23 protein-coding genes are annotated in these 24,769 nt (G+C 60.9%); 14 read left to right on the top strand and 9 right to left on the bottom strand.

Annotated elements, in window-relative coordinates; all coding sequences use genetic code 11:
- Window positions 1–1,428, bottom strand: coding sequence for a CCA tRNA nucleotidyltransferase (locus QMG83_RS00525; RefSeq protein WP_283503416.1), 1,428 nt, complete (start codon window positions 1,426–1,428; stop codon window positions 1–3).
- 112 nt (window positions 1,429–1,540) lie between these two features.
- Between QMG83_RS00525 and QMG83_RS00520 the strand changes: the two genes are divergently transcribed.
- The 6 genes from QMG83_RS00520 to QMG83_RS00495 all read left to right on the top strand — a co-directional run bounded on the left by QMG83_RS00520 (window position 1,541) and on the right by QMG83_RS00495 (window position 8,678).
- Complete coding sequence (locus QMG83_RS00520; protein WP_283503415.1) at window positions 1,541–3,235, top strand: DUF6049 family protein; 1,695 nt, start codon at window positions 1,541–1,543, stop codon at window positions 3,233–3,235.
- A complete protein-coding gene (gene murJ / locus QMG83_RS00515; RefSeq protein WP_283503414.1) occupies window positions 3,232–4,917 on the top strand; it encodes a murein biosynthesis integral membrane protein MurJ in 1,686 nt (561 codons plus the stop codon). The genes QMG83_RS00520 and murJ overlap by 4 nt, the downstream gene beginning before the upstream one ends.
- Window positions 4,918–4,996: 79 nt before the next feature.
- On the top strand, window positions 4,997–5,962 hold the full coding sequence (gene trxB / locus QMG83_RS00510) for a thioredoxin-disulfide reductase (protein ID WP_283503413.1): 966 nt from the start codon (window positions 4,997–4,999) through the stop codon (window positions 5,960–5,962).
- Window positions 5,963–5,981: 19 nt separating this feature from the next.
- The gene (gene trxA, locus QMG83_RS00505; protein WP_283503412.1) at window positions 5,982–6,308 is read left to right on the top strand and encodes a thioredoxin; all 327 of its coding nucleotides are present in this window, start codon (window positions 5,982–5,984) and stop codon (window positions 6,306–6,308) included.
- A 97-nt stretch (window positions 6,309–6,405) separates the two neighbouring features.
- Window positions 6,406–7,725 (top strand): aminotransferase-like domain-containing protein, encoded by a 1,320-nt coding sequence (locus QMG83_RS00500; RefSeq protein ID WP_283503411.1) that lies wholly within the window; start codon window positions 6,406–6,408, stop codon window positions 7,723–7,725.
- A complete protein-coding gene (locus QMG83_RS00495; protein WP_283503410.1) occupies window positions 7,725–8,678 on the top strand; it encodes a D-alanine--D-alanine ligase family protein in 954 nt (317 codons plus the stop codon). The genes QMG83_RS00500 and QMG83_RS00495 overlap by 1 nt, the downstream gene beginning before the upstream one ends.
- Before the next feature lie 19 nt (window positions 8,679–8,697).
- Here the strand turns inward: QMG83_RS00495 and QMG83_RS00490 are convergent, their stop codons facing one another.
- The 8 genes from QMG83_RS00490 to rpmH all read right to left on the bottom strand — a co-directional run bounded on the left by QMG83_RS00490 (window position 8,698) and on the right by rpmH (window position 13,754).
- On the bottom strand, window positions 8,698–9,648 hold the full coding sequence (locus tag QMG83_RS00490; protein ID WP_283503409.1) for a ParB/RepB/Spo0J family partition protein: 951 nt from the start codon (window positions 9,646–9,648) through the stop codon (window positions 8,698–8,700).
- Complete coding sequence (locus QMG83_RS00485) at window positions 9,648–10,565, bottom strand: ParA family protein (RefSeq protein ID WP_283503408.1); 918 nt, start codon at window positions 10,563–10,565, stop codon at window positions 9,648–9,650. The genes QMG83_RS00490 and QMG83_RS00485 overlap by 1 nt, the downstream gene beginning before the upstream one ends.
- A gap of 51 nt (window positions 10,566–10,616) precedes the next feature.
- Window positions 10,617–11,204 carry a 16S rRNA (guanine(527)-N(7))-methyltransferase RsmG gene (rsmG, locus tag QMG83_RS00480; protein WP_502949000.1) on the bottom strand — a complete coding sequence of 196 codons (588 nt, stop codon included), beginning with the start codon at window positions 11,202–11,204 and terminating at the stop codon, window positions 10,617–10,619.
- A gap of 153 nt (window positions 11,205–11,357) precedes the next feature.
- Window positions 11,358–11,921 (bottom strand): Jag family protein, encoded by a 564-nt coding sequence (locus QMG83_RS00475; RefSeq protein ID WP_283503406.1) that lies wholly within the window; start codon window positions 11,919–11,921, stop codon window positions 11,358–11,360.
- Window positions 11,918–12,904, bottom strand: coding sequence for a membrane protein insertase YidC (gene yidC, locus QMG83_RS00470; RefSeq protein ID WP_283503405.1), 987 nt, complete (start codon window positions 12,902–12,904; stop codon window positions 11,918–11,920). Before yidC ends, QMG83_RS00475 begins: the two co-directional genes overlap by 4 nt.
- Before the next feature lie 8 nt (window positions 12,905–12,912).
- Entirely contained in the window at window positions 12,913–13,257 is a 345-nt protein-coding gene (yidD, locus tag QMG83_RS00465) for a membrane protein insertion efficiency factor YidD (protein ID WP_283503404.1), read from the bottom strand.
- Window positions 13,254–13,595: a ribonuclease P protein component gene (rnpA, locus tag QMG83_RS00460; RefSeq protein WP_283503403.1), complete on the bottom strand. Its 342-nt coding sequence runs from the start codon at window positions 13,593–13,595 to the stop codon at window positions 13,254–13,256. The genes yidD and rnpA overlap by 4 nt, the downstream gene beginning before the upstream one ends.
- Window positions 13,596–13,616: 21 nt before the next feature.
- Window positions 13,617–13,754: a 50S ribosomal protein L34 gene (gene rpmH, locus QMG83_RS00455; protein ID WP_010204566.1), complete on the bottom strand. Its 138-nt coding sequence runs from the start codon at window positions 13,752–13,754 to the stop codon at window positions 13,617–13,619.
- 302 nt (window positions 13,755–14,056) lie between these two features.
- Here rpmH and dnaA point away from each other — a divergent pair, with 302 nt between their 5' ends.
- From dnaA to QMG83_RS00415, 8 genes are all read left to right on the top strand, one after another.
- Window positions 14,057–15,463, top strand: coding sequence for a chromosomal replication initiator protein DnaA (gene dnaA / locus QMG83_RS00450; protein WP_283503402.1), 1,407 nt, complete (start codon window positions 14,057–14,059; stop codon window positions 15,461–15,463).
- Window positions 15,464–15,796: 333 nt separating this feature from the next.
- The gene (dnaN, locus tag QMG83_RS00445) at window positions 15,797–16,942 is read left to right on the top strand and encodes a DNA polymerase III subunit beta (RefSeq protein WP_283503401.1); all 1,146 of its coding nucleotides are present in this window, start codon (window positions 15,797–15,799) and stop codon (window positions 16,940–16,942) included.
- Between the two features lie 24 nt (window positions 16,943–16,966).
- Window positions 16,967–17,851, top strand: a complete 885-nt coding sequence (gnd, locus tag QMG83_RS00440) for a phosphogluconate dehydrogenase (NAD(+)-dependent, decarboxylating) (protein WP_283503400.1) — start codon at window positions 16,967–16,969, stop codon at window positions 17,849–17,851.
- A 13-nt stretch (window positions 17,852–17,864) separates the two neighbouring features.
- Entirely contained in the window at window positions 17,865–19,022 is a 1,158-nt protein-coding gene (recF, locus tag QMG83_RS00435; protein WP_283503399.1) for a DNA replication/repair protein RecF, read from the top strand.
- Window positions 19,012–19,539, top strand: a complete 528-nt coding sequence (locus QMG83_RS00430; RefSeq protein WP_283503398.1) for a DciA family protein — start codon at window positions 19,012–19,014, stop codon at window positions 19,537–19,539. The genes recF and QMG83_RS00430 overlap by 11 nt, the downstream gene beginning before the upstream one ends.
- A gap of 166 nt (window positions 19,540–19,705) precedes the next feature.
- Complete coding sequence (gyrB, locus tag QMG83_RS00425) at window positions 19,706–21,736, top strand: DNA topoisomerase (ATP-hydrolyzing) subunit B (RefSeq protein WP_283503397.1); 2,031 nt, start codon at window positions 19,706–19,708, stop codon at window positions 21,734–21,736.
- A gap of 24 nt (window positions 21,737–21,760) precedes the next feature.
- Complete coding sequence (gene gyrA, locus QMG83_RS00420) at window positions 21,761–24,340, top strand: DNA gyrase subunit A (RefSeq protein WP_283503396.1); 2,580 nt, start codon at window positions 21,761–21,763, stop codon at window positions 24,338–24,340.
- On the top strand, window positions 24,333–24,740 hold the full coding sequence (locus tag QMG83_RS00415; RefSeq protein ID WP_283503395.1) for a DUF3566 domain-containing protein: 408 nt from the start codon (window positions 24,333–24,335) through the stop codon (window positions 24,738–24,740). Before gyrA ends, QMG83_RS00415 begins: the two co-directional genes overlap by 8 nt.
- Window positions 24,741–24,769: the final 29 nt, after the last annotated feature.

Below are 24,769 nucleotides of genomic sequence, written 5' to 3'. Positions count from 1 at the left end.
CTAGCGGCTTGCCCACCAGGCCCGCAGGCGTTCGGTCGCAGCATCCTCGCCCAGCGGGCCCTCATCGAGCCGCAGTTCCAGCAGGAACCGGTACGCCTCGCCCACCTCGCGGCCGGGAGAGATCCCGAGGATGGCCATGATCTGCTCGCCGTCGAGGTCGGGGCGCACTGCAGCGATGCCCTCGGCCTCGGCGATGGCGGCGATCCGTTCCTCCAGATCGTCGTAGGCGAACGAGAGGCGATCGGCTTTGCGCACATTCCTGGTGGTCACGTCCGCGCGGGTGAGGATGTGCAGTCGCTCGAGCTGATCGCCGCCATCCCGCACGTACCGGCGCACCGCTGAGTCAGTCCACGCGGCATCCGTGTAGCCGAAAAATCGAAGGTGCAACTCGATCAGCCGTGATACCGCGGCGATGGTGTCGTTGTCGAAGTGCAGGGTCTTCAGGCGACGCCCGGCCAGCTTCGCCCCGACGACATCGTGATGGTGGAACGTCACGACGCCGCCGCCCTCGATGCGGCGGGTCGATGGCTTTCCGATGTCGTGCAGCAGGGCGGCGATCCTCAGCACCAGGTCCGGCTTGGAACCGGCGTCCGCGCGCGACTTCTCAAGCGAAATCGCCTGCTGCAACACGGTGAGACTGTGCTCGTACACGTCTTTATGGTGTGCGTGCTCGTCGACCTCAAGCCTCAGGGCGGGCACCTCAGGGAGCACCCGTTCGGCGATTCCCGTCTCGACGAGCAGCCGGATGCCCGGCACTGGGTCGTCCGTTTTCAACAGCTTCGACAGCTCGTCTGCCACCCGCTCCACGCTGATGTTGCCGATCCGGTCAGCCATGGCGGTCATCGCGGCCAATGTTTCGGGAGCGACGGTAAACCCCAGCTGCGACGTGAAGCGAGCGGCCCGCATCATCCGGAGCGGATCATCGCCGAACGACACTTCCGGTGCTCCCGGCGTGGTGATGCGGCGGGCAACAAGGTCTTCGACTCCGCCCCACGGGTCAACCAACACTCGCTCCGGCAGCCGCAGCGCCATGGCGTTGATGGTGAAGTCGCGCCGCACCAGGTCATCGTCGAGATTGTCACCGAATGCGACGATGGGTTTGCGGGATTCTCCGTCGTAGGAGTCGGCGCGATAGGTGGTGATCTCCACCGTCTGTCCGGCGATTCGGGCAGCAATGGTGCCGAACTCACGGCCGATGTCCCATTGGGCGCTGGAGATTGGGGTCACCAGCGCGAGTATTTCGTCCGGTGTCGCGTCTGTGGCGAAATCCAGATCGGTGACGGTGCGGCCCAGAAAGGCATCACGCACCGGGCCGCCGACCAGCGCTAGTTGCCGCCCTGCCTGCGAGAATGCGGCCGCGAGCGCGACGACGGGCTTTGAGTCGGCGAGTTCGCCGAGACTGATGATGGCCTTGGCGACGCTCTCCATGATCGAACCAGCATGACATAGGGCCGCCGCACCGAGGGCAGGTCCGGAACACTCAGGGTCTGGTGAATAGAATCATTCTCATGCTGGCCATGCCTTTTTGCGGGGCCAGCCCGTGTCTTTGAGAGTGCTCAGCGCTGCGCTGGCCGTCGGGATCGGGCTGGTCGGCGTCGTCGTCTCCGCTTCGCCAGCCGCTGCCGCAGACCCTGCCACACCGGTTCAGGTTGCCATCGCCGTGCCCATCACCGTGCCAGAGAGTGCCGGGGGGCTGATTTCTGGGGACGTACTGTCGCGATACACGGCACCGCTGGGAACCCTCAGCCTCCAGCTCGACGCCGTCGCTGGCAAGCCGGTCAGTCTGGGTATTGATCCGCGAATCATCGTGTCCATTCGGGTGTTGGGGAGCAACGCGCCGGAATCAGCGGTCGCGTGGCTGCAGCGGCTTTCGGCCGTTTCGAACGAGATTTTCCCTCTGACCTACGCGGATTCCGACATCACCCTGGCCACTCAGGCCGGCAACGGCACCGTCCTTGCGCCCGATGGATTCGACTTCGCCATCGACCCCACCCTCTTTTCCGCACCCAATTCAACGCCAACCCCCACCCCCACGCCAGCGGATTCGCCCACACCATCGGCAACACCGCCGGCAACTGCTGACCCCACCGTTCCCGTCGTTCCCGCGTTGCCTACCAGCGCAGACCTCGAGGCCTGGTCGTACTCCTTCAGCGGTGTGGCGTGGCCCCGCGACTCCACAGTCGTAGCGGCAGATCTGCCGCTGATCACCGGCAGTGGTTATGACACCACCGTTGTGTCGTCCGACAATCTCAACCGTGGCGCCGGCGCTGGCGCGGTCGCCGATGTGGATGGTGCTCGCATCCTGGTATCTGACGCCTCGGTCTCGGCCGCCCTGCGGTCGGCCGTACACACTTTCAGTTCGACCGACTGGCAGACCGATGTGGCGACGCTGAACGCCGCGGTCGCGTCGGCCGGCATCGTGCAGTCCGCCGCCACGGCGACGGTGTTCGCGACGCTCGACCGAACCTCGCTGAATAACGGCACCCGCCTCGCAGACACCATTTCGGCCGTTCAGGCGAATCCCGCGATCCAATTAGTGACGATGGCAGACCTTCAGGCATCCCCATCAGCGTCCGCCACCGTCATCGACAGGCCGCAGGACACCGAACGGGTGGTGTCGATGGGTCAGCTACTCGGCGCACAGGCCGCCGAAGAGCAGTTCGCCGAGATTGCCGACGATCCTCGCGCCATCACTTCTGAACGTCGCCTCGAACTTCTTGCCCTTCAGTCGAACGGATGGAGCAACAATCCGGCGGGCTGGCCCGCCGTGGTCTCGAAGAACCTGACCGAATCCGTCGAGCTGCTTCGATCCGTCCAGGTCGCCTCCACCGGAGATTTCAATTTTCTGGCCGCCGCGGCCCCGCTGCCGATCGCAATCTCCAACTCCCTCGACCAGGCCGTGACGGTGTACGTAACAGTCCGCCCTGATACCGGCCTGCTTGCCGTCGGCGATTCCAGGGTCGAGCTCGTGATCGAGCCGAATTCGCAGGCGAGCGCCATGATCCCCGCACAGGCGGTCTCCAATGGCGTCGTGGGTATCACCGTCACCCTGACCAGCAGCACCGGAGCGATCATCGGTGACGCCTCCCGGGCTCGAATCAACGTGCAGGCGGGGTGGGAGACCCCAGTGGTCGTCATCATCGCGGTGCTGGTCGTCGGCATCTTCGGCGGCGGACTCGTGCGCAACATTGTGCGCCTGCGACGTGCCGCAGCGGCGAGAGGTGCCGCCGAGTGACCGATCCAGGACGTGAGGGTTCCGACGCGGCATCCATCGCGGAAACCCCTGAGACGTCGCGACCCGCCTCGTCGATCGGGCGCTCCAGCGCTCTGCTCGCGTCAGGCACGCTCGTCTCCCGTGCCCTTGGGCTCGTTAGCATCATCGTTCTCGCTGCCGCCATTGGAATCAACAGTTCTGCCGGCGACACCTTCGCTCTCGCGAACCAGCTTCCGAACAACGTGTACTCGCTCATCGCCGGAGGACTGCTGAGCGCCGTCATCGTGCCGCAGATCGTCAAGTCGAGCCTGCACGACGACGGTGGTGCCGGATTCATCAACAAGCTGATCACCCTCGGCCTCGTCGTTGTCGCCGTCATTACCGTGATTGCCACCGTGAGCGCCCCGCTGCTCGTCCGGCTCTACGGCCAGGGTTTCAGCGAACCGAACGTTGCGTTGGCCACAGCATTGGCCTATTGGTGCCTTCCCCAGATCTTGTTCTACGCGCTCTACAGCCTCATCGGCGAGACGCTGAACGCCCGAGGAGTCTTCGGGCCGTTCACCTGGGCGCCGGTGCTCAACAATGTTGTCGCGATCAGCGGCATCGTCGCCTTCATCGCGCTCTTCGGTGGCGCAACAGATCACATCCGGCCCCAGGACTGGACGCTCCCGCAGATCGCCCTCCTGGCCGGCAGCGCCACGCTCGGAATCGCCTTCCAGGCGTTCTCGCTCTTCTTCTTCCTCGGCAAGGCGGGAGTTCGCTACCGGCCCGACTTCCGCTGGAAGGGAGTGGGGCTCGGCAATACGGGGCGGGCCGCATCCTGGGTGTTCGGTATCTTCCTGATCAGCCAAATTTCAGGCGTGGTCGAGGCCAGCGTCGCCTCGGGGGCCAGTAAAGGTGGCAACGCCTCCATCAACGCCATGAAGATCGGGTGGCTCATGTTCATGCTGCCGCACTCGATCGTGACGGTCTCCATCGTCACCGCCTATTTCACCAGGATGAGCGCTCACGTCCGCGATGGTCGACTCGGTGACCTGCGCGACGACATTTCGTCGGCAATCCGCTCCATCCTGCTCATCATGATCTTTGCTGCAGTCGGCCTTGCCGTTCTGTCACTCCCATTCAGTGCGGTATTCGGCACGAATTACGGTGAAATCAGTTCGCTGGCCGCGGTGTACCTCGGGTTCCTCACCGGTCTGGTGCCCTTCACCATCTTCTTTGTGCTGCTTCGCGTCTACTACGCCCTCGACAAGACCCGCTGGGCGTTCTTCATCCAGATCGCGCAGACGACGATCTACGTCACGCTCGCACTGCTCGTGGCAGCCTTTGCACCGAAAGAATGGACCGCGGTCGGCCTCACTCTCGCATTGGCCATAGCGGTGACCGTACAGGCGACGCTCTCCGCGATCGTCCTGCGTGGCCCTCTCGGTAGTCTCGACACCGCTCTGGTTGTGAAGCGGGCTCTGTGGTTCCTGGCCGCGGCCATCGTCGCGGGGGGTGTGGGGTGGGGCATCCTGCAACTGCTGGGTGGCGTCGGGCCCGGCGGTTACCCCGTCACCAACCGACTGCATGCCATCATTTCGATGGTGATTGTCGGCCTCGCGATGGCCCTCGTGTACTTCGGGTTGCTGTGGCTGACCCGCAATCCCGAACTGCGAACATTCGGACAACCCTTCATCAACAAGCTTCGGCGCGGTAGATAGCCGCTGTCCCGGTCTCGGGAATAGCAAGTAGCGTGAACATGTTGTGCCGGATAGTAAACCTCTGAAGGAGACAGTAACTGTGCGCCAAGTCATCATCGTCGGATCCGGTCCCGCCGGATACACAGCAGCAATCTATGCCGCGCGCGCCAACCTGCACCCCTTGCTCATTGCGAGCTCGGTCGAGGCCGGCGGCGAGCTCATGAAGACCACGGAGGTCGAGAATTATCCCGGATTCGCCGACGGCATCCAGGGTCCGGAACTCATGATGGCCATGCAGGCACAGGCTGAGCGTTTCGGCACCGAAATCGTGCTCGATGATGTCACCAACCTTGAACTCGACGGTGAGGTCAAGCGCGTCACCCTCGGCAACGGGGACGTTCACGAAGCACTGACGGTGATTTTCGCGACCGGATCTGCCTACCGCAAGCTCGGCCTCGCCGATGAAGAGCGCCTGAGCGGCCACGGCGTCTCCTGGTGTGCCACCTGCGACGGCTTTTTCTTCCGCCAGAAGACGATCGCGGTGGTGGGTGGAGGCGACTCCGCCATGGAGGAAGCAACCTTCCTGACGCGATTCGCCGAGAAGGTGTACGTCGTGCACCGCAAAGACTCGCTGCGAGCATCCAAAGCCATGCAGGATCGCGCGTTCAACGACCCCAAGATCGAATTCCTCTGGAACAAAGAGGTCGCCCATATCTACGGTGACGACCTGGTGACCGGTATCGGTGTTGTCGATACGGTGGATGGCACGGAATCGACGATCGACCTGTCCGGTTTGTTCATCGCCATCGGTGCAGACCCGCGTACGCATCTGGTTCACGGCCAGCTCGACCTGAACGCAGATGGAACCATCGCGGTCGACGGACGTTCCTCGCGCACCAACATCGCCGGAGTGTTCGCTGCCGGCGACGTCATCGACCCGACGTATCGGCAGGCTGTCACGGCTGCAGGATCCGGTACCGTCGCAGCACTCGACGCGGAGCACTACCTCGCCGCTCTCCCAAAAGAACTACTGGCCTCGGCTGAATCACAGCCGGCCACCGTCTGAAACAGTTAGGAAACACACAATGTCAACAGCACAGGACGTCACGGACGCCACCTTCGCCGATGTGGTGCTCAACTCGAGCGACACCATCATGGTCGACTTCTGGGCAGAGTGGTGCGGCCCGTGTCGCGCCGTCTCCCCCATCCTCGACGCGATCGCCGCTGAGCACTCCGACAAGATCAAGATCGTCAAGCTCAACGTCGACGACAACCCGCAGATGGCGATGAAGTACCAGATCACGTCGATCCCGGCGATGAAGGTATTCCGCGGCGGCGAGGTCGTCAAGACCGTCATCGGCGCCAAGCCGAAGCCCGCCATCGAGGCAGACCTGGCCGAGTTCCTGGCCTAAGCAATCGCGCATGAGTGGCCCCGTCCCCGTTGTGGGTCGGGGCTTTTCTCATTGCCGCAGTTATCCTTGAGACTTCGCGACTGAAAAGGAACAGCGCATGACGGCAGCACAGCGCCCCGCAACGGGCAACAATCTTGACCAGTGGTACGGCCACTACGCCGATCGCACAGCCGGTCTTGCCGCCTCAGAAGTGCGCGCCCTGTTTGCCGTGGCATCCCGCCCCGAAGTTGTGTCACTTGCCGGCGGAATGCCCTTCGTCTCCGCGCTTCCAAAAGAGCTGATCAGCGCGTCAATTGAGCGGGTGATGGCCCACAAGGGCTCCGTCGCCCTGCAGTACGGTTCCGGCCAGGGGATGCCCGCCCTCCGTGAACAGATCCTCGAGGTCATGGCGCTCGAGGGCATCCGCGCCGGCGTCGACGACCTCGTGGTCACCACGGGTTCGCAGCACGCGCTCGAGCTCGTCACCAAACTCTTCATCAACCCGGGAGACGTGGTTCTCGCCGAGGCGCCGAGCTACGTCACGGCCATCACCGTCTTCAAGTCATTCCAGGCCGACATCAACCATGTTGCGATGGACGAATTCGGGCTGATCCCGGAGGCGCTGCGCGAGGCCATCACCCGCGTCACGGCCGCCGGGAAGACCATCAAATTCCTCTACACGGTGCCCACGTTCAGCAACCCGGCCGGCGTTACGCTGACCTGGGAGCGCCGGCTCGAAGTGCTCGAGATTTGCCGCACCAACGGCATCCTCGTTCTCGAAGACAACCCGTACGGCCTGCTCTACTTTGACGGCCAGCCGCCGCACGCCATGCGTTCGGTCGAAGAAGATGGCGTCGTCTACCTCGGCACGTTCTCGAAGACGCTCGCCCCAGGCTTCAGGGTCGGCTGGGCTCTGGCCCCTCACGCCATCCGCGAGAAACTCATCCTCGCGAACGAGGCTGCCGTGCTCTCACCCAGCTCCTTCACACAGCACGTCATCAGCGAGTATTTGGACTCCTCAGACTGGAAGGGCCAGATTGAGACGTTCCGCGGCGTCTACCGCGAACGCCGTGATGCGATGCTCTCGGCCCTCACCGACTATCTTCCGGATCTGACCTGGACAAACCCCACCGGCGGCTTCTACGTCTGGGTGACCCTGCCCGACAACATCGACGCCAAATCGATGCTGCCGAGGGCGGTGAAAGAGCTGGTCGCGTACACCCCGGGTACCGCGTTCTATGCAGACGGCAGTGGTCGCAACAAGCTGCGCCTGGCGTTCTGCTATCCGACCCCCGATTTCATCCGCGAAGGAATCCGCCGACTCTCGACGGTCATCAACGGGGAGCGTGAACTGCTGACGACGTTCTCCCAGACCGCTCCCCTGCCCGTGGTGCGCCCCGCCACATCGATGAGCAACCCGCCTGCGAACCTCAGCTGATGGCATCCACCAGAGTCCTCGTCCTTGCCGGGGGAATCTCCCACGAACGGGACGTCTCGCTGCGCTCGGGCCGCAGAGTAGCCGACAGCCTCTCGTCGCACGGCCTTCACGTCGAATTGCGCGATCCGGATGCCACCTTGCTGTCGTATCTGCGGCAGAACCGTCCTGACGTGGTCTGGCCGGCTCTCCACGGCGCGAGCGGTGAGGATGGCGCCCTGCGCGGCCTCCTCGACTTCATGGGCGTGCCTTACGTTGGTTCCAGGGCGGATGCTTCGCGTCTCGCCTGGGACAAACCGACCGCGAAAACGATCGTGAGCCGCGTGGGGGTCTCCACGCCCGCCTCCATTGCGCTGCCTCGCGACGCGTTCCGTGAACTGGGCGCCAACAGCATCCTTGACGAAATTTCGGACGAGTTCTCCGGGCCCCTCGTCGTCAAACCCGCTCAGGGCGGTTCCTCACAGGGTGTCACCATTGTGGATGATCGCTCGCTGCTCCCCCGAGCCATGGTCGACGCGTACACCTACCGGGATGTAGCGCTCATCGAACAGAAGATCACGGGCACCGAGATCGCGATCGGCATCATCGACAACGGCGATGGCCCTGTCGCCCTGCCCGCCGTCGAGATCGAGCCGCTATCCGGTGTGTACAGCTTCGAGGCCCGCTATAACGCGGGAGAGACCCGTTTCTACGTGCCGGCACGCATCGAGGACGACGTGGCGGCTCGTGCTGCCGACGCGGCGCTGGCGGCTCACACAGCGCTCGGCCTGCGGCACCTATCGCGAATCGACATCATCATCGACGGTGCCGGAACCCCCTGGTTCCTCGAAGCCAACGTGATGCCAGGGCTCACCGAAACCTCGGTGCTTCCACAGGCTCTCGAAGCTGCCGGGCACGATCTTGGCTGGGTCTACGCAGCTCTCGCCGAGGCAGCCATCGCAGAATCTGCCTCCTGACCAGCACTTATCTGCGAACTTAGCGCGTGAAGCCTGGCTCCCCGAGCTCACCGAGAATGCGGTTCAGGTCTCCTACGGTCGCGAAATCGATCACGATCTGGCCCTTGCTCGCGCCGAGATTTACTTTCACGCGGGTGTTCAATCGGTCTCCGAGTCGTTCCGCGATCTCGTCGAGCTGACCCTGGCGCTTGCCGGCAGATGGCTTCGATTTGTTGGCCTTTGGCGACAGCTGACCCGCTGCCGCTTCTGCTGCACGCACCGAGAGGTCTTCGTTGACGATCTTGTCCGCAAGGCGTTCCATCGACGCATCATCGCCAGCGGCAAGGATCGCACGCGCATGTCCGGCACTGAGTACGCCCGAGGCAACCCTGTTCTGCACCGCGGTAGGCAGGCGCAGCAACCTCAAGGTGTTCGTGATCTGGGGACGGGACCGGCCAATCCGACCCGCGAGCTCCTCCTGCGTGATTCCAAAGTCGGCGAGCAGTTGCTGGTAGGCGGAAGCCTCTTCCAGCGCGTTCAGGTTTGCCCGGTGGAGGTTCTCGAGCAGCGCATCCCGAAGCATGTCTTCGTCGGCAGTGCTCTTGATGACCGCGGGGATTGTCGCAAGGCCTAGCTGCTTGGATGCCCGCAGCCGGCGCTCGCCCATGACGAGCTCGTATTGCGGCTCTCCCGCGGCCGCTCCCACGCGGGGACGCACCACGATCGGCTGCAGAACACCGATTTCACCGATGGAGATGACCAGTTCGCTGAGTTCCTCTTCGCGGAACTCGGTTCTAGGCTGCTTCGCGTTCGGAGCTATGTCGTCGGTCGAGAGATTCGCGAGCTTTGCGCCCGGTACGGCCAGCAGACCCTGTGGGCCGGCACTCCCAGCGGGAAAGAAGACGTCGACAGGACGCTGCGATGATTCGTCATTCGCGGGAATCAACGATCCGATTCCACGGCCGAGACCCGTCCGTTTAGGCGCGGCCATTACTGGGGAGCCCCGCGGTGAGCAATTTCGCCTGCCGCTTCGAGGTAGGAAAGTGATCCTGGGGAGTTTGGGTCGTAGCTGATCACGGTTTGTCCATAGCTTGGTGCCTCTGAAATTCGAACGGAACGGGGAATAAGGGTGTGAAGCACCTGGTCGGGGAAGTGATCACGCACATCCTTCACAACCTGGTTGGCGAGGTTGGTGCGGGAATCGTACATCGTCAGCAGGATCGTGGATACAGCCAGATCGGGATTCAGATGGCGCTCGATGAGCTGAATGTTGCTGAGGAGCTGACTCAGGCCCTCGAGCGCGTAGTACTCACACTGGATCGGGATCAGAACTTCCTTGGCTGCAACGAAAGCGTTGATGGTAAGTAGCCCGAGCGACGGGGGACAGTCGATGAATACGTAATGGAAATCGTCTTCCGTGCTGTCGAGGAAGGCGTCAAGGGCTGTGCGCAGTCGTTGTTCGCGAGCAACCAGCGAAACCAGCTCGATCTCTGCTCCGGCCAGGTGGATCGTGGCGGGCAAACAGTACAGCGCCTCGAATTCTGAGCTCTTCTGCACCACATCACTCATGGGAACGTCGTTAATGATGACGTCGTAGACACTCACCGTGTCCGCCCTGTGCTCAACCCCAAGGGCCGTCGAGGCGTTTCCCTGCGGATCCAGGTCGATGACCAGAACCCGGGCGCCCTCTCGAGCCAATGCTGCAGCAAGGTTCACCGTAGTGGTGGTCTTTCCGACACCCCCCTTTTGGTTCGCCACGGTAAAAACACGCGGTTCGGATGGCAAGGGAAGAGTCTGTGCAGCAATCGCGCGACGGCGGCGCGTATTCTCGGCGATCTCTCGTGCGAGTGGCGTCGTTTCATCGAAGCTCCTCGTCGAATTGGCGAGATTACCTTCGGGATGTTTCACGTGAAACCTTCTGCTGGCTTGAGCCTGTCTGGCCCGCGTGGTCGATCGTGGTCACACCACTGTAGCCCGGAATACCCGGGTCAACTCAGGCGTCAGGCCCTCGCCGAGAACGAGTACCTCGGCACCGGTGATGTGATGCTTACGAATGATGTGCTTTGCCGCGATGACCTCGTCGTCGATGCGGGAACCCTTCATGAAAACCATCTCGCCCCCATGACGCAAGAGCTTCACGGTGGCGGGGATCAGCTTCGACAGCGCGGTGACAGCGCGCGCCGTGACCTGATCGAGCGGGACATCGAGTTTTGCCTCTTCGGCACGCGCCCGCACGACGGTGACGTTAGTCAGGCCGAGGTCTGAAGCTTCCTGTTGGAGCCAATCCACCCGCCGTTCCATCGGCTCGATGAGCACGAGGTGACAGTCTGGGCGGGCAACAGCCAGAACCAGGCCCGGTAGGCCGGCGCCACTTCCCACATCACCGACGAGACCGGGTCGCAGCAACGGTGCAACCAGTGCGCAGTTGACGATATGCCTGGTCCACAGTCTGGGGAGCTCCAGCGGGCCGATAAGCCCGAGCTCTTCACCGCGCCGAGCCAGATCGTCCGTATAGCGGCGGGCAAGGTCTATACGCTCACCGAACATCGCCGCCGCGTAGCCGGGCTCATCCTCGACATGGTCGAGGTAACTCCCTGCGGGGGGAGCGGTGTTTGCCGCAGATTCAATCGGGACGTCATTCATCCGACTGTCCCCTTCCTGGGATTTTCAGTGCCCGTTCACGCAATGTTTCACGTGAAACTATGACCGTGTGATCACCGTGTGACGGTCGCGGCCTTCACCCTCGGACTGCGAGGTGAAGCCACGTTCGGCAACGACATCGTGGATCAGTTTGCGCTCGTACGATGACATTGGTGGCAGTGAGGCGGACTCAGCGCCAGCTTCGATGCGTTCGACCGCCTTGTCGACCAGGAGTGCGAGTTCGGCTTCGCGCGTCTCGCGAGATCCCCCAATATCGAGGATGAGACGCGAAAAAGCGCCGGTTTTCGTCTGGACCGCAATGCGTGTGAGTTCCTGCAGCGCGGTAACGGTATCGGGGCGGGAAAGCAGGCGAAGGTTACCCTGCTCGCTCGAGGTCACCGAGAGGTAGGCGCGGCCTCCGCGGGCATCGATCTCGATGTCACCGTCCAGGTCGGTGATGTCGAGCAGTTCCTCGATGTAGTCAGCGGCGATATCGCCCTCTTCTTCGAGCTGTCCGGGAGCGGCCACCGTGTCAACGCTGGGGGATTCAATCCCGTCCGGTGTTGCTGTGTCACTGTCCGAAGAAAGGTGCTCAGACTCATTGATCTCGGTGACATCACTCATCGCTTGTTGCTTCCGCTCTTTTTCTTGGCACGATTCTTTCCAACAGGCTGTTGCCGTTGTACGTTCTTGACTTCTTCGACCTGCTTCGGGCCGACTTCATCCTCGATGATGACGATTCCCTTGCGCTGCTGGCGCTTGGCAAGTCTGGCCTCCCGTGCGAGAGCGGCTTCGCTACCGGGGGTCGGCATGTTCCGGATGACGAGGAACTGCTGTCCCATCGTCCAGAAGTTGGAGACGAGCCAGTAGAACATGACTCCGAGGGGGAAGGTGAAGCCCGAGAAGGCGAAGACCAGGGGGAGCAGGTACAGCAGGATGCGCTGCTGCTTGTACATCGGGCTGGCCTTCATTTCGGCCGACTGGTTCTTCGACATGATCTGCAGCTGGGTGATGAACTGCGACCCAGTCATGAGGATCACCATGATGACCGCGATGATGATGACCGCGACATTTCCTTCAGCGGTGCTGATCGCGAGGTGAAGTGGTGCAATCCCGAACAGGGAGGACGTGCCGAATGACTCAGATAGCTCCGGAGTGAGCAGGCCCACGGCAGGATTGCGCGATCCGTCGGGGTTTACGTGCTGAGCGTTATTCAATACCGAGAACAGACCGAAGAAGATCGGCATCTGCAGCAACAGCGGCAGGCAGGAGCTCAGCGGGTTGGTTCCCGTCTTTTTGTACATCGCCATTGTCTCTCGCGACATTGCTTCGCGAGAGAATTGGTCTTTCTTTCCCTTGTACTTGTCCTGAATCTTCTTGATCTGAGGCGCAACTTCAAGCATCCGGCGCTGGCTCTTGATTTGCTTCACAAAGATCGGGATCAACGCGGCACGAACAACGAGCACCAGTCCTACGATCGACAGCACCCAGGTGAGACCGGCGTCTCCATCCAGTCCCGCGCCCTCGAGCACGGTGTGGAAGAGAACGAGAATTGCCTCGATAACCCATTTAATGGGCCAAAGTATGGTGTTGATAATGTCAGGCATGCTGTAGTTCAGCCCTTTCCATGGCTAGAAGCAAACGTTTTCGACGGGATCGAGTGCTCGATCGGAACAACGAACCCGAATCGATTGATAGCCACGTGCTCATGATCATGAGCCGGGATGTCGTCTATTCCACCCTCTGCCCACGGGTGGCAGCGGGCAAGACGCTTCGTTCCGAACCAGACACCACGAAAAACTCCGTGGTGCTGGATCGCCTGCAACGCGTAGTGCGAGCAGGAGGGGTAATACCGACACACATCGCCATAGAGCGGCGAGATGACAGCACGGTAGACCTTCAGAATGGCCACACACGCGTTGCGCGGAGCAAGAAACAGGAACGACACTGTGCGGTTCATCGCGTAGTCACACCCCTGTGGATAGTTTTGGTGATCTCTGCCTGAAGAGTATCCCAGTCAACCTCGGGGGAGCCTGGCAAGGCCCTGATCACGATGTCTTTGCCAGTCCCGATTTCGGTCAACAATTCTCGACCGACCGCTCGCAAACGACGACGAACGCGATTTCTCGTCACAGCGTTGCCCACCGCCTTGGTCACGATGAAGCCGAACCGGGTCGGATTCGTGCTGTGGTGGTCAACAATGTGCACAATTGCGCTGGTCGAACCCAGGCGACGCCCGCGACGTACTGCCGATCGAAAATCGGCCGGCAGCACCACGCGATTCTCCCGGGCAAGCACCGTGTTAGGCGAACAGCCGCTTTACGCGGAAAGTTCGGTACGGCCCTTGCGACGACGAGCTCCCAGGATGGCGCGGCCGGCACGGGTACGCATGCGCAAACGGAAGCCGTGCACCTTGGCGCGACGACGGTTGTTCGGCTGGAAAGTTCTCTTGCTCATAGTGATATCTCCAAAGCCCAGCTCTGAAGGCCGGAAAGATGTAGGCAGCCTCCACTGGTAACAGCGAGAGGCTGGAAGTCAACTGATTAAAAGTACGGTGTTAATCAGTGCTGGTCAAACTTTACAGGGGCAATCCTGCATTATCCACATGTGAGTAACTTGGGTTGGTAACGACATGCTGTGGACAACTAAGGTGAAAGCCAGCCTAAAACACGGGAACTTTACGGTACAAAAGGCCCAACAAAGACGACCAGGGCGGTGGATAACCCTGTGAGTAGATTACAAAAGAGGATGTGGCATTGATGTCGGAATCAGCGGACCCGACCCGGGAGATCTGGCGGTCGGTCTTATCGCGCCTCACATCAGACGACCGCATCACACCTCAGCTCTTTGGGTTCATCAACCTGATCGAACCCAAAGGTGTCATGGCGGGCACCCTCTATCTCGAGGTCCCGAACGAACTTACGCGCAGCATGCTCGAGCAGCGCATCCGGCTTCCGCTTCTGAATGCGATCGCTGGTCTCAGTGACGACGAAGAAGTGTCCAATTTCGCCATCGTCGTCAATCCCGACATCCAACAGGACATTCTGGAGCAGTCTGCCGACCCGGCTGAGCAGCTCTACATCGAGCCCACCACCGTCGCTCCGGTCGACCAGCCCCGCCGATCTGATTCCCGGTTGAACTCCAAGTACAGCTTCGACAATTTTGTCATCGGCGGTTCAAACCGATTCGCTCATGCTGCCGCGGTCGCCGTTGCTGAGGCGCCGGCGAAGGCATACAACCCACTCTTTATCTATGGCGAATCCGGCCTCGGTAAAACCCACCTTCTGCACGCCATCGGCCACTATGCCGAGAGCCTCTATCCGGGCATCCGCGTGCGCTACGTCAGTTCAGAAGAATTCACCAACGACTTCATCAACTCGATCGCCAACAACAGGGCGTCTGTCTTTCAATCCAGATACCGCGAGATCGATATCCTCCTGATCGATGACATCCAGTTCCTTCAGGGCAAGGATTCCACCCAGGAAGCGTTCTTCCACACCTTCAACACACTGCACGATCACAACAAGCAGCTGGTCATTACGAGCGACCTGCCCCCCAAACACCTCACGGGATTCGAAGACAGGATGCGCTCGCGCTTCGAGTGGGGCCTCATCACCGACGTCCAGGCTCCCGATCTCGAGACGCGCATCGCCATTCTTCGTAAGAAGGCCCAGAGCGAGAAGCTCCAGATCGGCAACGACATCCTCGAATACATGGCGACAAAGGTCTCGTCAAACATTCGCGAACTCGAGGGAACGCTGATCCGCGTCACCGCTTTCGCAAGCCTCAACAAACAATCCGTCGATCTGGCGCTTGTTCAGACAGTGCTGAAAGACCTGATCACACTCGACGAAGACAACGTCATTGCACCGGTCGACATCATTAACCACACTGCCGAGTACTTCAAACTGACCGTCGATGACCTGTATGGCTCATCCCGATCACAGGCGGTCGCCACCGCTCGTCAAATCGCTATGTATCTCTGCAGGGAGATGACCAACCTGTCTCTTCCGAAAATCGGCCAGCTCTTCGGCAATCGCGACCACACCACCGTGATGTACGCAAACAAGAAAATCACGGAGCTAATGAAGGAGCGTCGGTCGATTTACAACCAGGTCACCGAGCTCACCAGTCGCATCAAGCAGAATCATCGCTTCAAATCGTAGGTTTCCACACCGTGTGAAAGACCTGTGGATAACTACCTCGACTCGCCGCCCACCCTGTTGATACAAATTTTGATCCTGTGGAATGCGAGTCCAACTCAGATCACCAGGGCGAGGCAGTTCCATAGTTAAACCCGGCGCAAGTGCACAACTCACACCGTTGTAGTTTCCGCTGAATGATTGAAGATGACAAGGTTATGCACAGTCTCCACAGCGGTTAAGAATGTTGTTCTTAAAGAAGAAGATTTTGCTAGAGAGTCAACCTATGGTCCGAGCAAGGACCGCCTGTGCCAGTATTAACCGGCCAGCCCACAGAACGCGTAAGGAGTGAACTAGGTGAAGTTCCAGGTCAATCGCGACGTATTCAGTGAGGCTGTGTCATTTGCCGTCAAGCTGCTGCCGCAACGCACAACGTTGCCGATCCTCAGTGGTGTTCTCATCGAGACGACAGAAGACGGCCTCGTGTTGTCGTCATTCGACTACGAGGTATCGGCCAGAACCGAGATCAGCGCCACGGTCGAAGAACCAGGCAGAGTGCTCGTTTCCGGGCGACTTCTCGCGGATATTGCCAGCAGACTCCCCAACGTCCCCGTCACATTTTCTACTGATGAAGGCCGGATCACCGTGGCATGCGGAGCTGGCCACTTCACACTGCTCAGCATGCCCGTTGAGGAATATCCAACTCTTCCTCAGGTTTCCGACAAGGCGGGAGTGCTGCGAGCTGAAGATTTCGCCGCCGCCATCGCGCAGGTAGCGATCGCCGCGTCCCGCGACGACGTCACGCCGGTGATCACGGGCGTCCAACTCGAGGTTTCTGAAAACAGCCTCTCCCTCGTAGCGACCGATCGCTATCGGGTCGCCGTCAGGCAGATCGACTGGGACGCCGGCAATTCGGGCGTTGAGGTCGCTACAGCGCTCGTTCCGGCCCGAACCCTTGTGGAAATAGGAAAGACCTTCGGCCACAGTGGCAATATATCGGTGGCGATCACGAGCTCCGACGATCGCGAGCTGATCGCCTTCCAGGCCGACAAAAAGACCGTCACCTCGCTCCTAATCAAGGGAAACTTCCCACCCGTGCGTCGGCTTTTCCCCGACACTGTGGATAACTACGCGGTCATCAACACGGCGGAACTTATTGAAGCGGTTCGCCGCGTGTCGCTCGTTCTTGAACGGGAGGCCGCGCTCCGCTTCACCTTCTCCATCGAGGGGGTCACCCTGGAGGCCATCGGTTCGGAACAGGCACAGGCGTCAGAGTCGATCGATGCATTCCTCACCGGCGTCGACACTGTGGTTTCGCTCAAGCCTCAGTTTCTGCTGGATGGGCTGAGCTCGGTGCATTCGGAATTTGTCAGAATCTCATTCACGAAGACTGACAACCCGAACAAACCGGGACCGGTGCTCATCACCAGTCAGTCATCGAAGGACCAACCAGGGGCAGACAACTACAAGTACCTGTTGCAACCGAATCTGCTGCTGCGCTAAATCACAACTCCTAAGGAGTTCACGATGCACCTTGGCATCATTGGCCTGGGAAAAATGGGCAAGAACATGCGCGATCGCCTGCGCGCACAGGGCCTTGAGGTAACCGGGTACGACCCGAACCCCGAGGTCACCGACGTGCAGAGCCTCGCAGAGCTTGCCGCAGCGCTTCCCGAACCCAGAATCGTATGGATCATGGTGCCGTCCGGGAAGATCACCGACGAGGTGATCCATGATGTTGCCGGTGTGCTCAGCCCCGGAGATCTCGTAATTGATGGCGGAAATTCCCGTTACACCGACGATGCGATCCACGCCGAGTTTCTTTCCGCCAGCGACATCCACTTCCTCGACGTCGGGGTGTCGGGCGGGATCTGGGGGCGCGAGAACGGATATGGGCTCATGGCCGGCGGCGACGAAGCCGATATCGATGCGGCCATGCCGATATTCGATGCACTCCGCCCCGAAGGTCCCAGGGACGAGGGATTTGTTCACGTGGGCCCGGTGGGTGCTGGCCACTACGCAAAAATGGTACACAACGGGATTGAGTATGCGCTCATGCAGGCATGGGCCGAGGGCTACGAGCTGCTCGATAATCGCAAAGACCTCGTCACGAACGTGACCGGGACATTCAAGGCGTGGCAGCGTGGCACTGTCGTCCGATCCTGGCTACTCGAATTGCTCGTGAAGGCGCTCGAAGAAGATCCGGAATTCACAGACATCAGCGGCTATGTCGAGGATTCCGGCGAGGGTCGCTGGACAGTTCACGAAGCACTTGATCGTGCCGTTCCCGTGCCCACGATCAGCGCCGCGATTTTCGCCCGATTCGTGTCGCGCCAGGACGATTCACCGTCAATGAAGGCGGTCGCTGCGCTTCGCAACCAGTTTGGTGGCCACGCCGTTCGTAAGAGTTGATTGACCTGTCCACGTGATCGTCACTCAGCTCTCCCTTACCGATTTCCGGAACTACGAAAATCTTGACGTCGAACTACAACGCGGCGCGAACCTCTTTGTCGGCAGCAATGGCCAGGGGAAAACCAATCTGGTGGAATCGCTGGGGTATCTCAGCACCCTAGGGTCCCACCGGGTGTCTACCGATCACGCGATGATCCGCCAGGGCCAGGATTCCGCGATCGTTCGCGCCCGACTCGTTCATGGTGAACGCGAAATTTTGGCCGAGGTGCAGCTCAACCGAACGGGCGCTAACCGGGCACAAATCAACCGCTCAGCGATAAAGACTCGTGAGCTTCCGCGGTATTTCTCGAGCGTGTTGTTTGCACCAGAAGACCTCGCCCTCGTGCGCGGGGAACCATCGGGGCGGCGGCGTTTCATGGATGAGTTGCTCATTCTGCGATCGCCGCGCATGAGTGCCGTGATCGCGGACTACGAAAGAGTGCTGAGGCAACGAAATACCCTGCTCAAGTCGGCGCGCAATGCGCGCGGTGATTTGTCGACTCTCGATATCTGGGACGAGCGCCTGGTCGCCTTCGGGTCCGAAATCATCACCGCAAGAAGTTCGTTGCTCGACGAGCTGAGCCCCGAAGTCACGGAGGCATATTCGACAATCGCAGGCGCAGACCACTCAGCCAGGTTGTCGAGCTACCTCAGTATCTTCGCGAGCACACCTGATGACGAGAAAATGGATGCAACAGCCACCCGTTCCGGCACGCTTGACAGCTTCATGGTGGCCGAGGGCTTCCGCGCAAGTCTCGGGCGCCTCCGGCGCTCAGAGGTGGACCGTGGAATTACCCTCGCCGGTCCTCACCGCGATGATGTGGTGTTCGAGCTCAACGGCATGCCGGCCCGCGGGTACGCCAGTCATGGCGAATCGTGGTCGTTTGCCCTCTCGCTGAAGCTGGCCTCGGCCGCCGTGCTCCGCCGCGAATCGTCATCCGGCGACCCCGTGCTGATTCTTGACGATGTATTCGCTGAACTCGATGAATCGCGACGAGTGAGACTGGCTGACGCCGTCGGCGATTTTGAGCAGGTGCTGATCACGGCGGCAGTCTTCGACGATGTGCCCACACAATTGGTCGGCACGGTCGTGCGGATACGATCGGGGCAGGTGATTGAAAATGACGAGTGACGACGACGATGAGGATCTCGCGACGGAGGCCGGTCGTGACGAGCACGTCGCCGTGTACCTCAGGTTCCGGAAAGTCTTTGGCGACGCGAGTACGAGGTCGGCGACGGCTCGCAAGCGCAAAAAGAACAAGAAAGAGGGAGCCAGCGTTCCCTTCGCCGATGGCAGAGATCCCCACGGTCTCGGAGATGTCATCGACAGTCTTGCCTCGCGAATGGGCTGGACATCACCCTTGGCGCGGTCTGGCCTGCTCAACTCGTGGCCAGAGATCGTGGGTTTCGAAACGGCGGAACACTCGACTCCCGAAGGAATCGAGGAGGGAATGCTCACCATTTCCTGTGACTCGACGGCGTGGGCGACCCAACTGCGGCTCATGCGTTCACAGATCACCACAACAATCGCCCAGCGGTTCCCGGATGCCGGCATCGAGTCTGTGCGGTTTGTAGGACCCAACGCCCCCTCGTGGAAACGGGGGCCCAGATCAATTCCAGGCCGTGGTCCACGCGACACGTACGGGTAACTAGTCAAATCTGGTCACCCCGCACTTCAAAACTCGTGAGAGGGCGGAATTGCGCCATCGGTGATGCGCAATTTGGTAGACTTGCCGAGGTCGTCGGGTGCCCCTCCCCTTAGGGAGATTTCTGCCCCGAATGGCGAGTACCGAATCGGCAGGAGCCTCATTCCATATGACAGACAGCGCGCGCGGCGATAGCGAAAACAAAGCCCTCCCCGACACCCCTGATGACTCGAGTGCTCACGCAGCTATCTCCAACGGACACGTTGCCGCTGACAGTTACGGTGCTGACCAGATTCAGATTCTCGAGGGACTCGAGGCGGTTCGCAAGCGACCGGGCATGTACATCGGATCGACAGGTCCCCGCGGTCTTCACCACCTGGTTTACGAAGTTGTCGACAACTCTGTAGACGAAGCCCTCGCTGGATACTGCGACACCATTGACGTCTGGATTCGAGCGGACGGCTCGGTCAGGGTTCGCGATAACGGCCGTGGCATTCCGGTCGATATCAACCAGCAGGAACAAAAATCAACCGTCGAGGTCGTCATGACGATCCTGCACGCCGGTGGAAAGTTCGGCGGTGGCGGCTATGCGGTGTCCGGTGGACTTCATGGCGTCGGAATTTCGGTCGTCAACGCCCTGTCGAGCGAGGTAGACACCGAGGTTCGCCGTCAGGGCGCTGTGTGGCGCATGAGCTTCAACAATGGTGTGCCCACCGGTCCGCTGCAAAAGGGCGAGTCGTCGACCGAAACCGGTACCCAGCAAACATTCTGGCCGAGCAAAGAAACGTTCGAGACCGTCGAGTTCGACTACGAAACCCTGCGGGCCCGATTCCAGCAAATGGCCTTCCTCAACAAGGGCCTGCGCATCACGATCACGGATGAGCGGGGTGAGGAGGAAGTCTCCGAGAGCTACATGTATGAGCGTGGCCTCGTCGACTACGTCGAGTACCTCAACAAGACCAAGAAGAACGATCTCATCCACCCCGATGTGATTGCGTTCGAATCTGAGGACTCCGACAAGAAGATCTCGCTCGAAGTCGCCATGCAGTGGACTACCGGTTACACCGAGAGCGTCCATACCTACGCAAACACGATCAACACCCACGAGGGCGGCACCCACGAAGAGGGCTTCCGGGCCGCCCTGACCACTCTCGTCAACAAGTACGCGCGCGAGAAGAACATCATCAAGGAGAAAGACGAGAACCTTTCCGGTGACGATGTTCGTGAGGGCCTCACGGCCGTCATCTCGGTGAAGCTCGCCGAACCACAGTTCGAGGGCCAGACCAAGACGAAGCTCGGCAACACCGAGGCGAAGGCATTCGTGCAGCGTCTCGCCGGCCAGCAACTCGGCGACTGGTTCGACCGCAACCCCACCCAGGCTCGCGACGTGATTCGCAAGGCAATCCAGGCATCCCAGGCACGCATCGCCGCGCGTAAGGCGCGCGAGCAGACTCGCCGCAAGGGGCTCCTCGAATCCAGTGGCATGCCCGGCAAGCTTCGCGACTGCTCGAGCAAAGACCCCAGTCTCTCTGAGATTTTCATGGTCGAGGGTGACTCGGCAGGCGGATCGGCCGTTCAGGGCCGAAACCCCGAGTTCCAGGCGATTCTCCCGCTGCGCGGCAAGATCCTGAATGTCGAGAAGGCACGACTGGATCGCGCTCTCGGTAACGCCGAAGTGCAGGCGATGATCACCGCGTTCGGTGCCGGGGTCGGCGAGGACTTCGACCCCACCAAGGCCAGGTACCACAAGATCGTGCTGATGGCCGATGCCGACGTCGACGGACAACACATCACCACCCTGCTGCTGACCCTGCTGTTCCGCTACATGCGGCCACTCATCGACCTCGGGTACGTGTACCTCGCGCAGCCGCCGCTCTACAGGTTGAAGTGGAGCAACGCGCAGCACGAGTACGTCTACAGCGACCGGGAGCGTGACGCGCTCACCGAGCTGGGGCTCGCCTCGGGCAAGCGCATGCCGAAAGACAACGGCATCCAGCGCTACAAGGGTCTTGGCGAGATGGACTACAAGGAACTGTGGGAAACCACCATGGACCCGGCGACCCGCACATTGCTGCAGGTGACACTGGATGACGCTGCCGCTGCCGACGAGATCTTCTCGACCCTCATGGGCGAAGACGTCGAATCGCGGCGCAACTTCATCCAGCGCAACGCCAAAGACGTCCGCTTCCTCGATATCTGATTTCGATAATTTTTAGGGCACACCATGGCTGACGTAACAGGACCACAGGAACCGACCTTCACCGACAAGGTGGTCGACACCGCGCACGACAAAATCACGCAGGTCGACCTGCAGCTCGAGATGCAGCGGTCGTACCTCGACTACGCGATGAGCGTCATCGTGGGTCGCGCGCTGCCGGAGGTCCGAGACGGCCTGAAGCCCGTGCACCGCCGCGTGATCTACGCGATGTACGACGGCGGATACCGACCAGACAAGGGTTTCTCGAAGTGCACCCGCGTCATCGGCGACGTGATGGGCCAGTTCCATCCGCACGGTGACTCATCCGTCTACGACGCCCTCGTGCGACTGGTTCAGCCGTGGAGCCTCAGGTACCCGCTGGCGCTGGGACAGGGCAACTTCGGTTCCCCCGGAAACGATGGGGCCGCCGCTCATCGTTACACGGAGACCAAGATGGCTCCCCTGGCCATGGAGATGGTCCGTGACATCGAAGAAGACACGGTCGACTTCCAGGACAACTACGACGGTCGCACCCAGGAGCCAACGGTTCTGCCGAGCCGGTTCCCGAACCTGCTGGTCAACGGGTCGGTGGGTATCGCGGTCGGCATGGCCACCAACATCCCTCCGCACAACCTGCGCGAGGTGGGCGAGGGCGCACTCTGGCACCTCGCCAACCCCGACGCCAGTAAAGAGGAGCTGATCGAGGCGCTGATCCAGCGCGTGAAAGGCCCTGATTTCCCCACGGGAGCCCAGATCCTCGGAATCAAGGGCATTCAGGATGCGTACCGCACCGGCCGTGGTTCCATCACGATGCGCGCGGTCGTCAACGTCGAAGAACTGCAGGGTCGCACGTGCCTGGTTGTTACCGAGCTGCCGTACCAGGTCAACCCTGACAACCTCGCCCTGAAGATCGCCGACCTGGTCAAGGATGGCAAGCTCGCCGGAATCGCCGACATCAGGGACGAGACCTCGGGCCGCACCGGCCAGCGACTCGTCATCGTGCTCAAGCGCGATGCGGTTGCCAAGGTCGTGCTCAACAACCTCTACAAGCACACGCAGCTTCAGGAGAACTTCGGCGCGAACATGCTCGCGATCGTCGACGGAATCCCACGGACTCTGTCTATCGACGGGTTTATTACGGCGTGGGCAGCCCACCAGATCGAGGTCATCGTCCGGCGCACGGCATATCGCCTGCGCAAGGCCGAGGAACGTGCCCACATCCTGCGGGGATACGTCAAGGCGCTCGACGCGCTGGACGAGGTCATCGCCCTCATCCGTCGATCGCCCACTGTCGAAGAGGCCCGCGACGGTCTGATCGCGCTTCTCACGGTCGACGAGCTTCAGGCCCGGGCCATCCTCGATCTTCAGCTTCGTCGCCTCGCGGCTCTCGAACGACAGAAGATCATGGAAGATCTGGCCGCGATCGAACTCGAAATCGCAGAGTTCAAGGTCATCCTGGCCAGCCCGGATCTGCAGCGGAATATCGTCAGCGAAGAGCTCACCGACCTCATCGCGAAGTATGGCGACGACCGCCGCACCGAGATCATGTTCGGCTTCGACGGTGACATGAGCGTCGAAGACCTCATCCCCGAGGAAGAGATGGTCGTCACCGTCACGCGGGGCGGCTACATCAAGCGCACTCGCAGCGACAACTATCGCAGCCAGCACCGCGGCGGACGCGGAGTCAAGGGCGCACAGCTCAGGGCTGACGACGTGGTCGACCACTTCTTCGTGACCACAACGCACCATTGGCTGTTGTTCTTCACCAACACCGGTCGCGTGTACCGGGCGAAGACCTACGAACTTCAGGAGGCCGGGCGAGACGCCAAGGGCCAGCATGTCGCCAATCTTCTGGCGATGCAGCCCGGGGAAGAGATCGCGCAAATCCTCGACATCCGCGACTACGCGGCGGCCGAGTACCTCGTTCTCGCCACGCGTGGCGGCCTTGTCAAGAAGACCGGCCTCACCGAGTACGACACCAATCGCACCGGCGGCATCATCGCGATCAACCTTCGCGAAGGCGACGAAGTGGTCTCGGCGATGCTCGTCGAGGAGGATGTTGACGTTCTCCTGGTCTCGCGTAAGGGAATGTCAATCCGGTTCACCGCGACCGACGCCGCCATGCGCCCCATGGGTCGTTCCACCTCTGGTGTCATCGGAATGCACTTCCGAAACGAAGACCAGTTGCTCTCGGCCAGCGTCGTCAGTGACAGCGGATATGTCTTCGTGGTGACCGAGGGCGGATACGCCAAGCGCACCTCGGTAGACCAGTACCGGGTGCAGAACAGAGGCGGACTGGGTATCAAAGTCGCGAAACTCGCGGAGGCCAGAGGCGACCTCGCCGGTGCCCTCATCGTCGGAGACGAAGACGAAGTTCTTGTGGTTCTTGCCAGTGGCAAGGTGGTACGCTCATCTGTCGCTGAGGTTCCGGCCAAGGGTCGTGACACCATGGGAGTCGTCTTTGCTCGTTTTGCGGACGACGACCGGATCATCGCGATTGCTCGCAACAGTGAACGAAATCTAGAAAACCAGGAACCCGACGAGCCCGTCGAAACCGATCAGGGCGCGGCGGAATCCTCTGGGAAGGACGCGTCGATAGATGAGTAGTGTCGCCGAGAAGCTGCAGCGAAAGTCGCAGCGACAGGTAGCCACCAAGCAGGTTCGCCTCAAGCTGGTGTACATCGACTTCTGGTCTGCAGTGAAGTTCTCCTTCCTGATCGCGGTATCGCTGGGGATCATCCTGGTCGTCGCCGTGACGCTGGTCTGGATCGTGCTGAACTCCACGGGAATCTTCGGAGACCTCGATTCGATCCTGAAGGACATCCTGGGCGACCCGACCTTCAGTGTGACGACGAACTTCTCGCTCGCGCAGGTCTCGTTGTTCGCCGTGGTCATCGCAATTCTCAACGTCGTGGTCGGAACCGCGCTCGGTGCAATCGCCAGCATGCTGTACAACTTCAGCGTCAGAATCACCGGTGGCCTGCTCGTGGGCTTCACCAACAACTGACCGATTACGAGAAACCGGCTGGATAAGAT

The organism is Salinibacterium sp. G-O1 (assembly GCF_030063305.1).
Lineage (GTDB): Bacteria > Actinomycetota > Actinomycetes > Actinomycetales > Microbacteriaceae > Rhodoglobus.
This window is presented reverse-complemented; position numbering and strand designations above follow the sequence as displayed.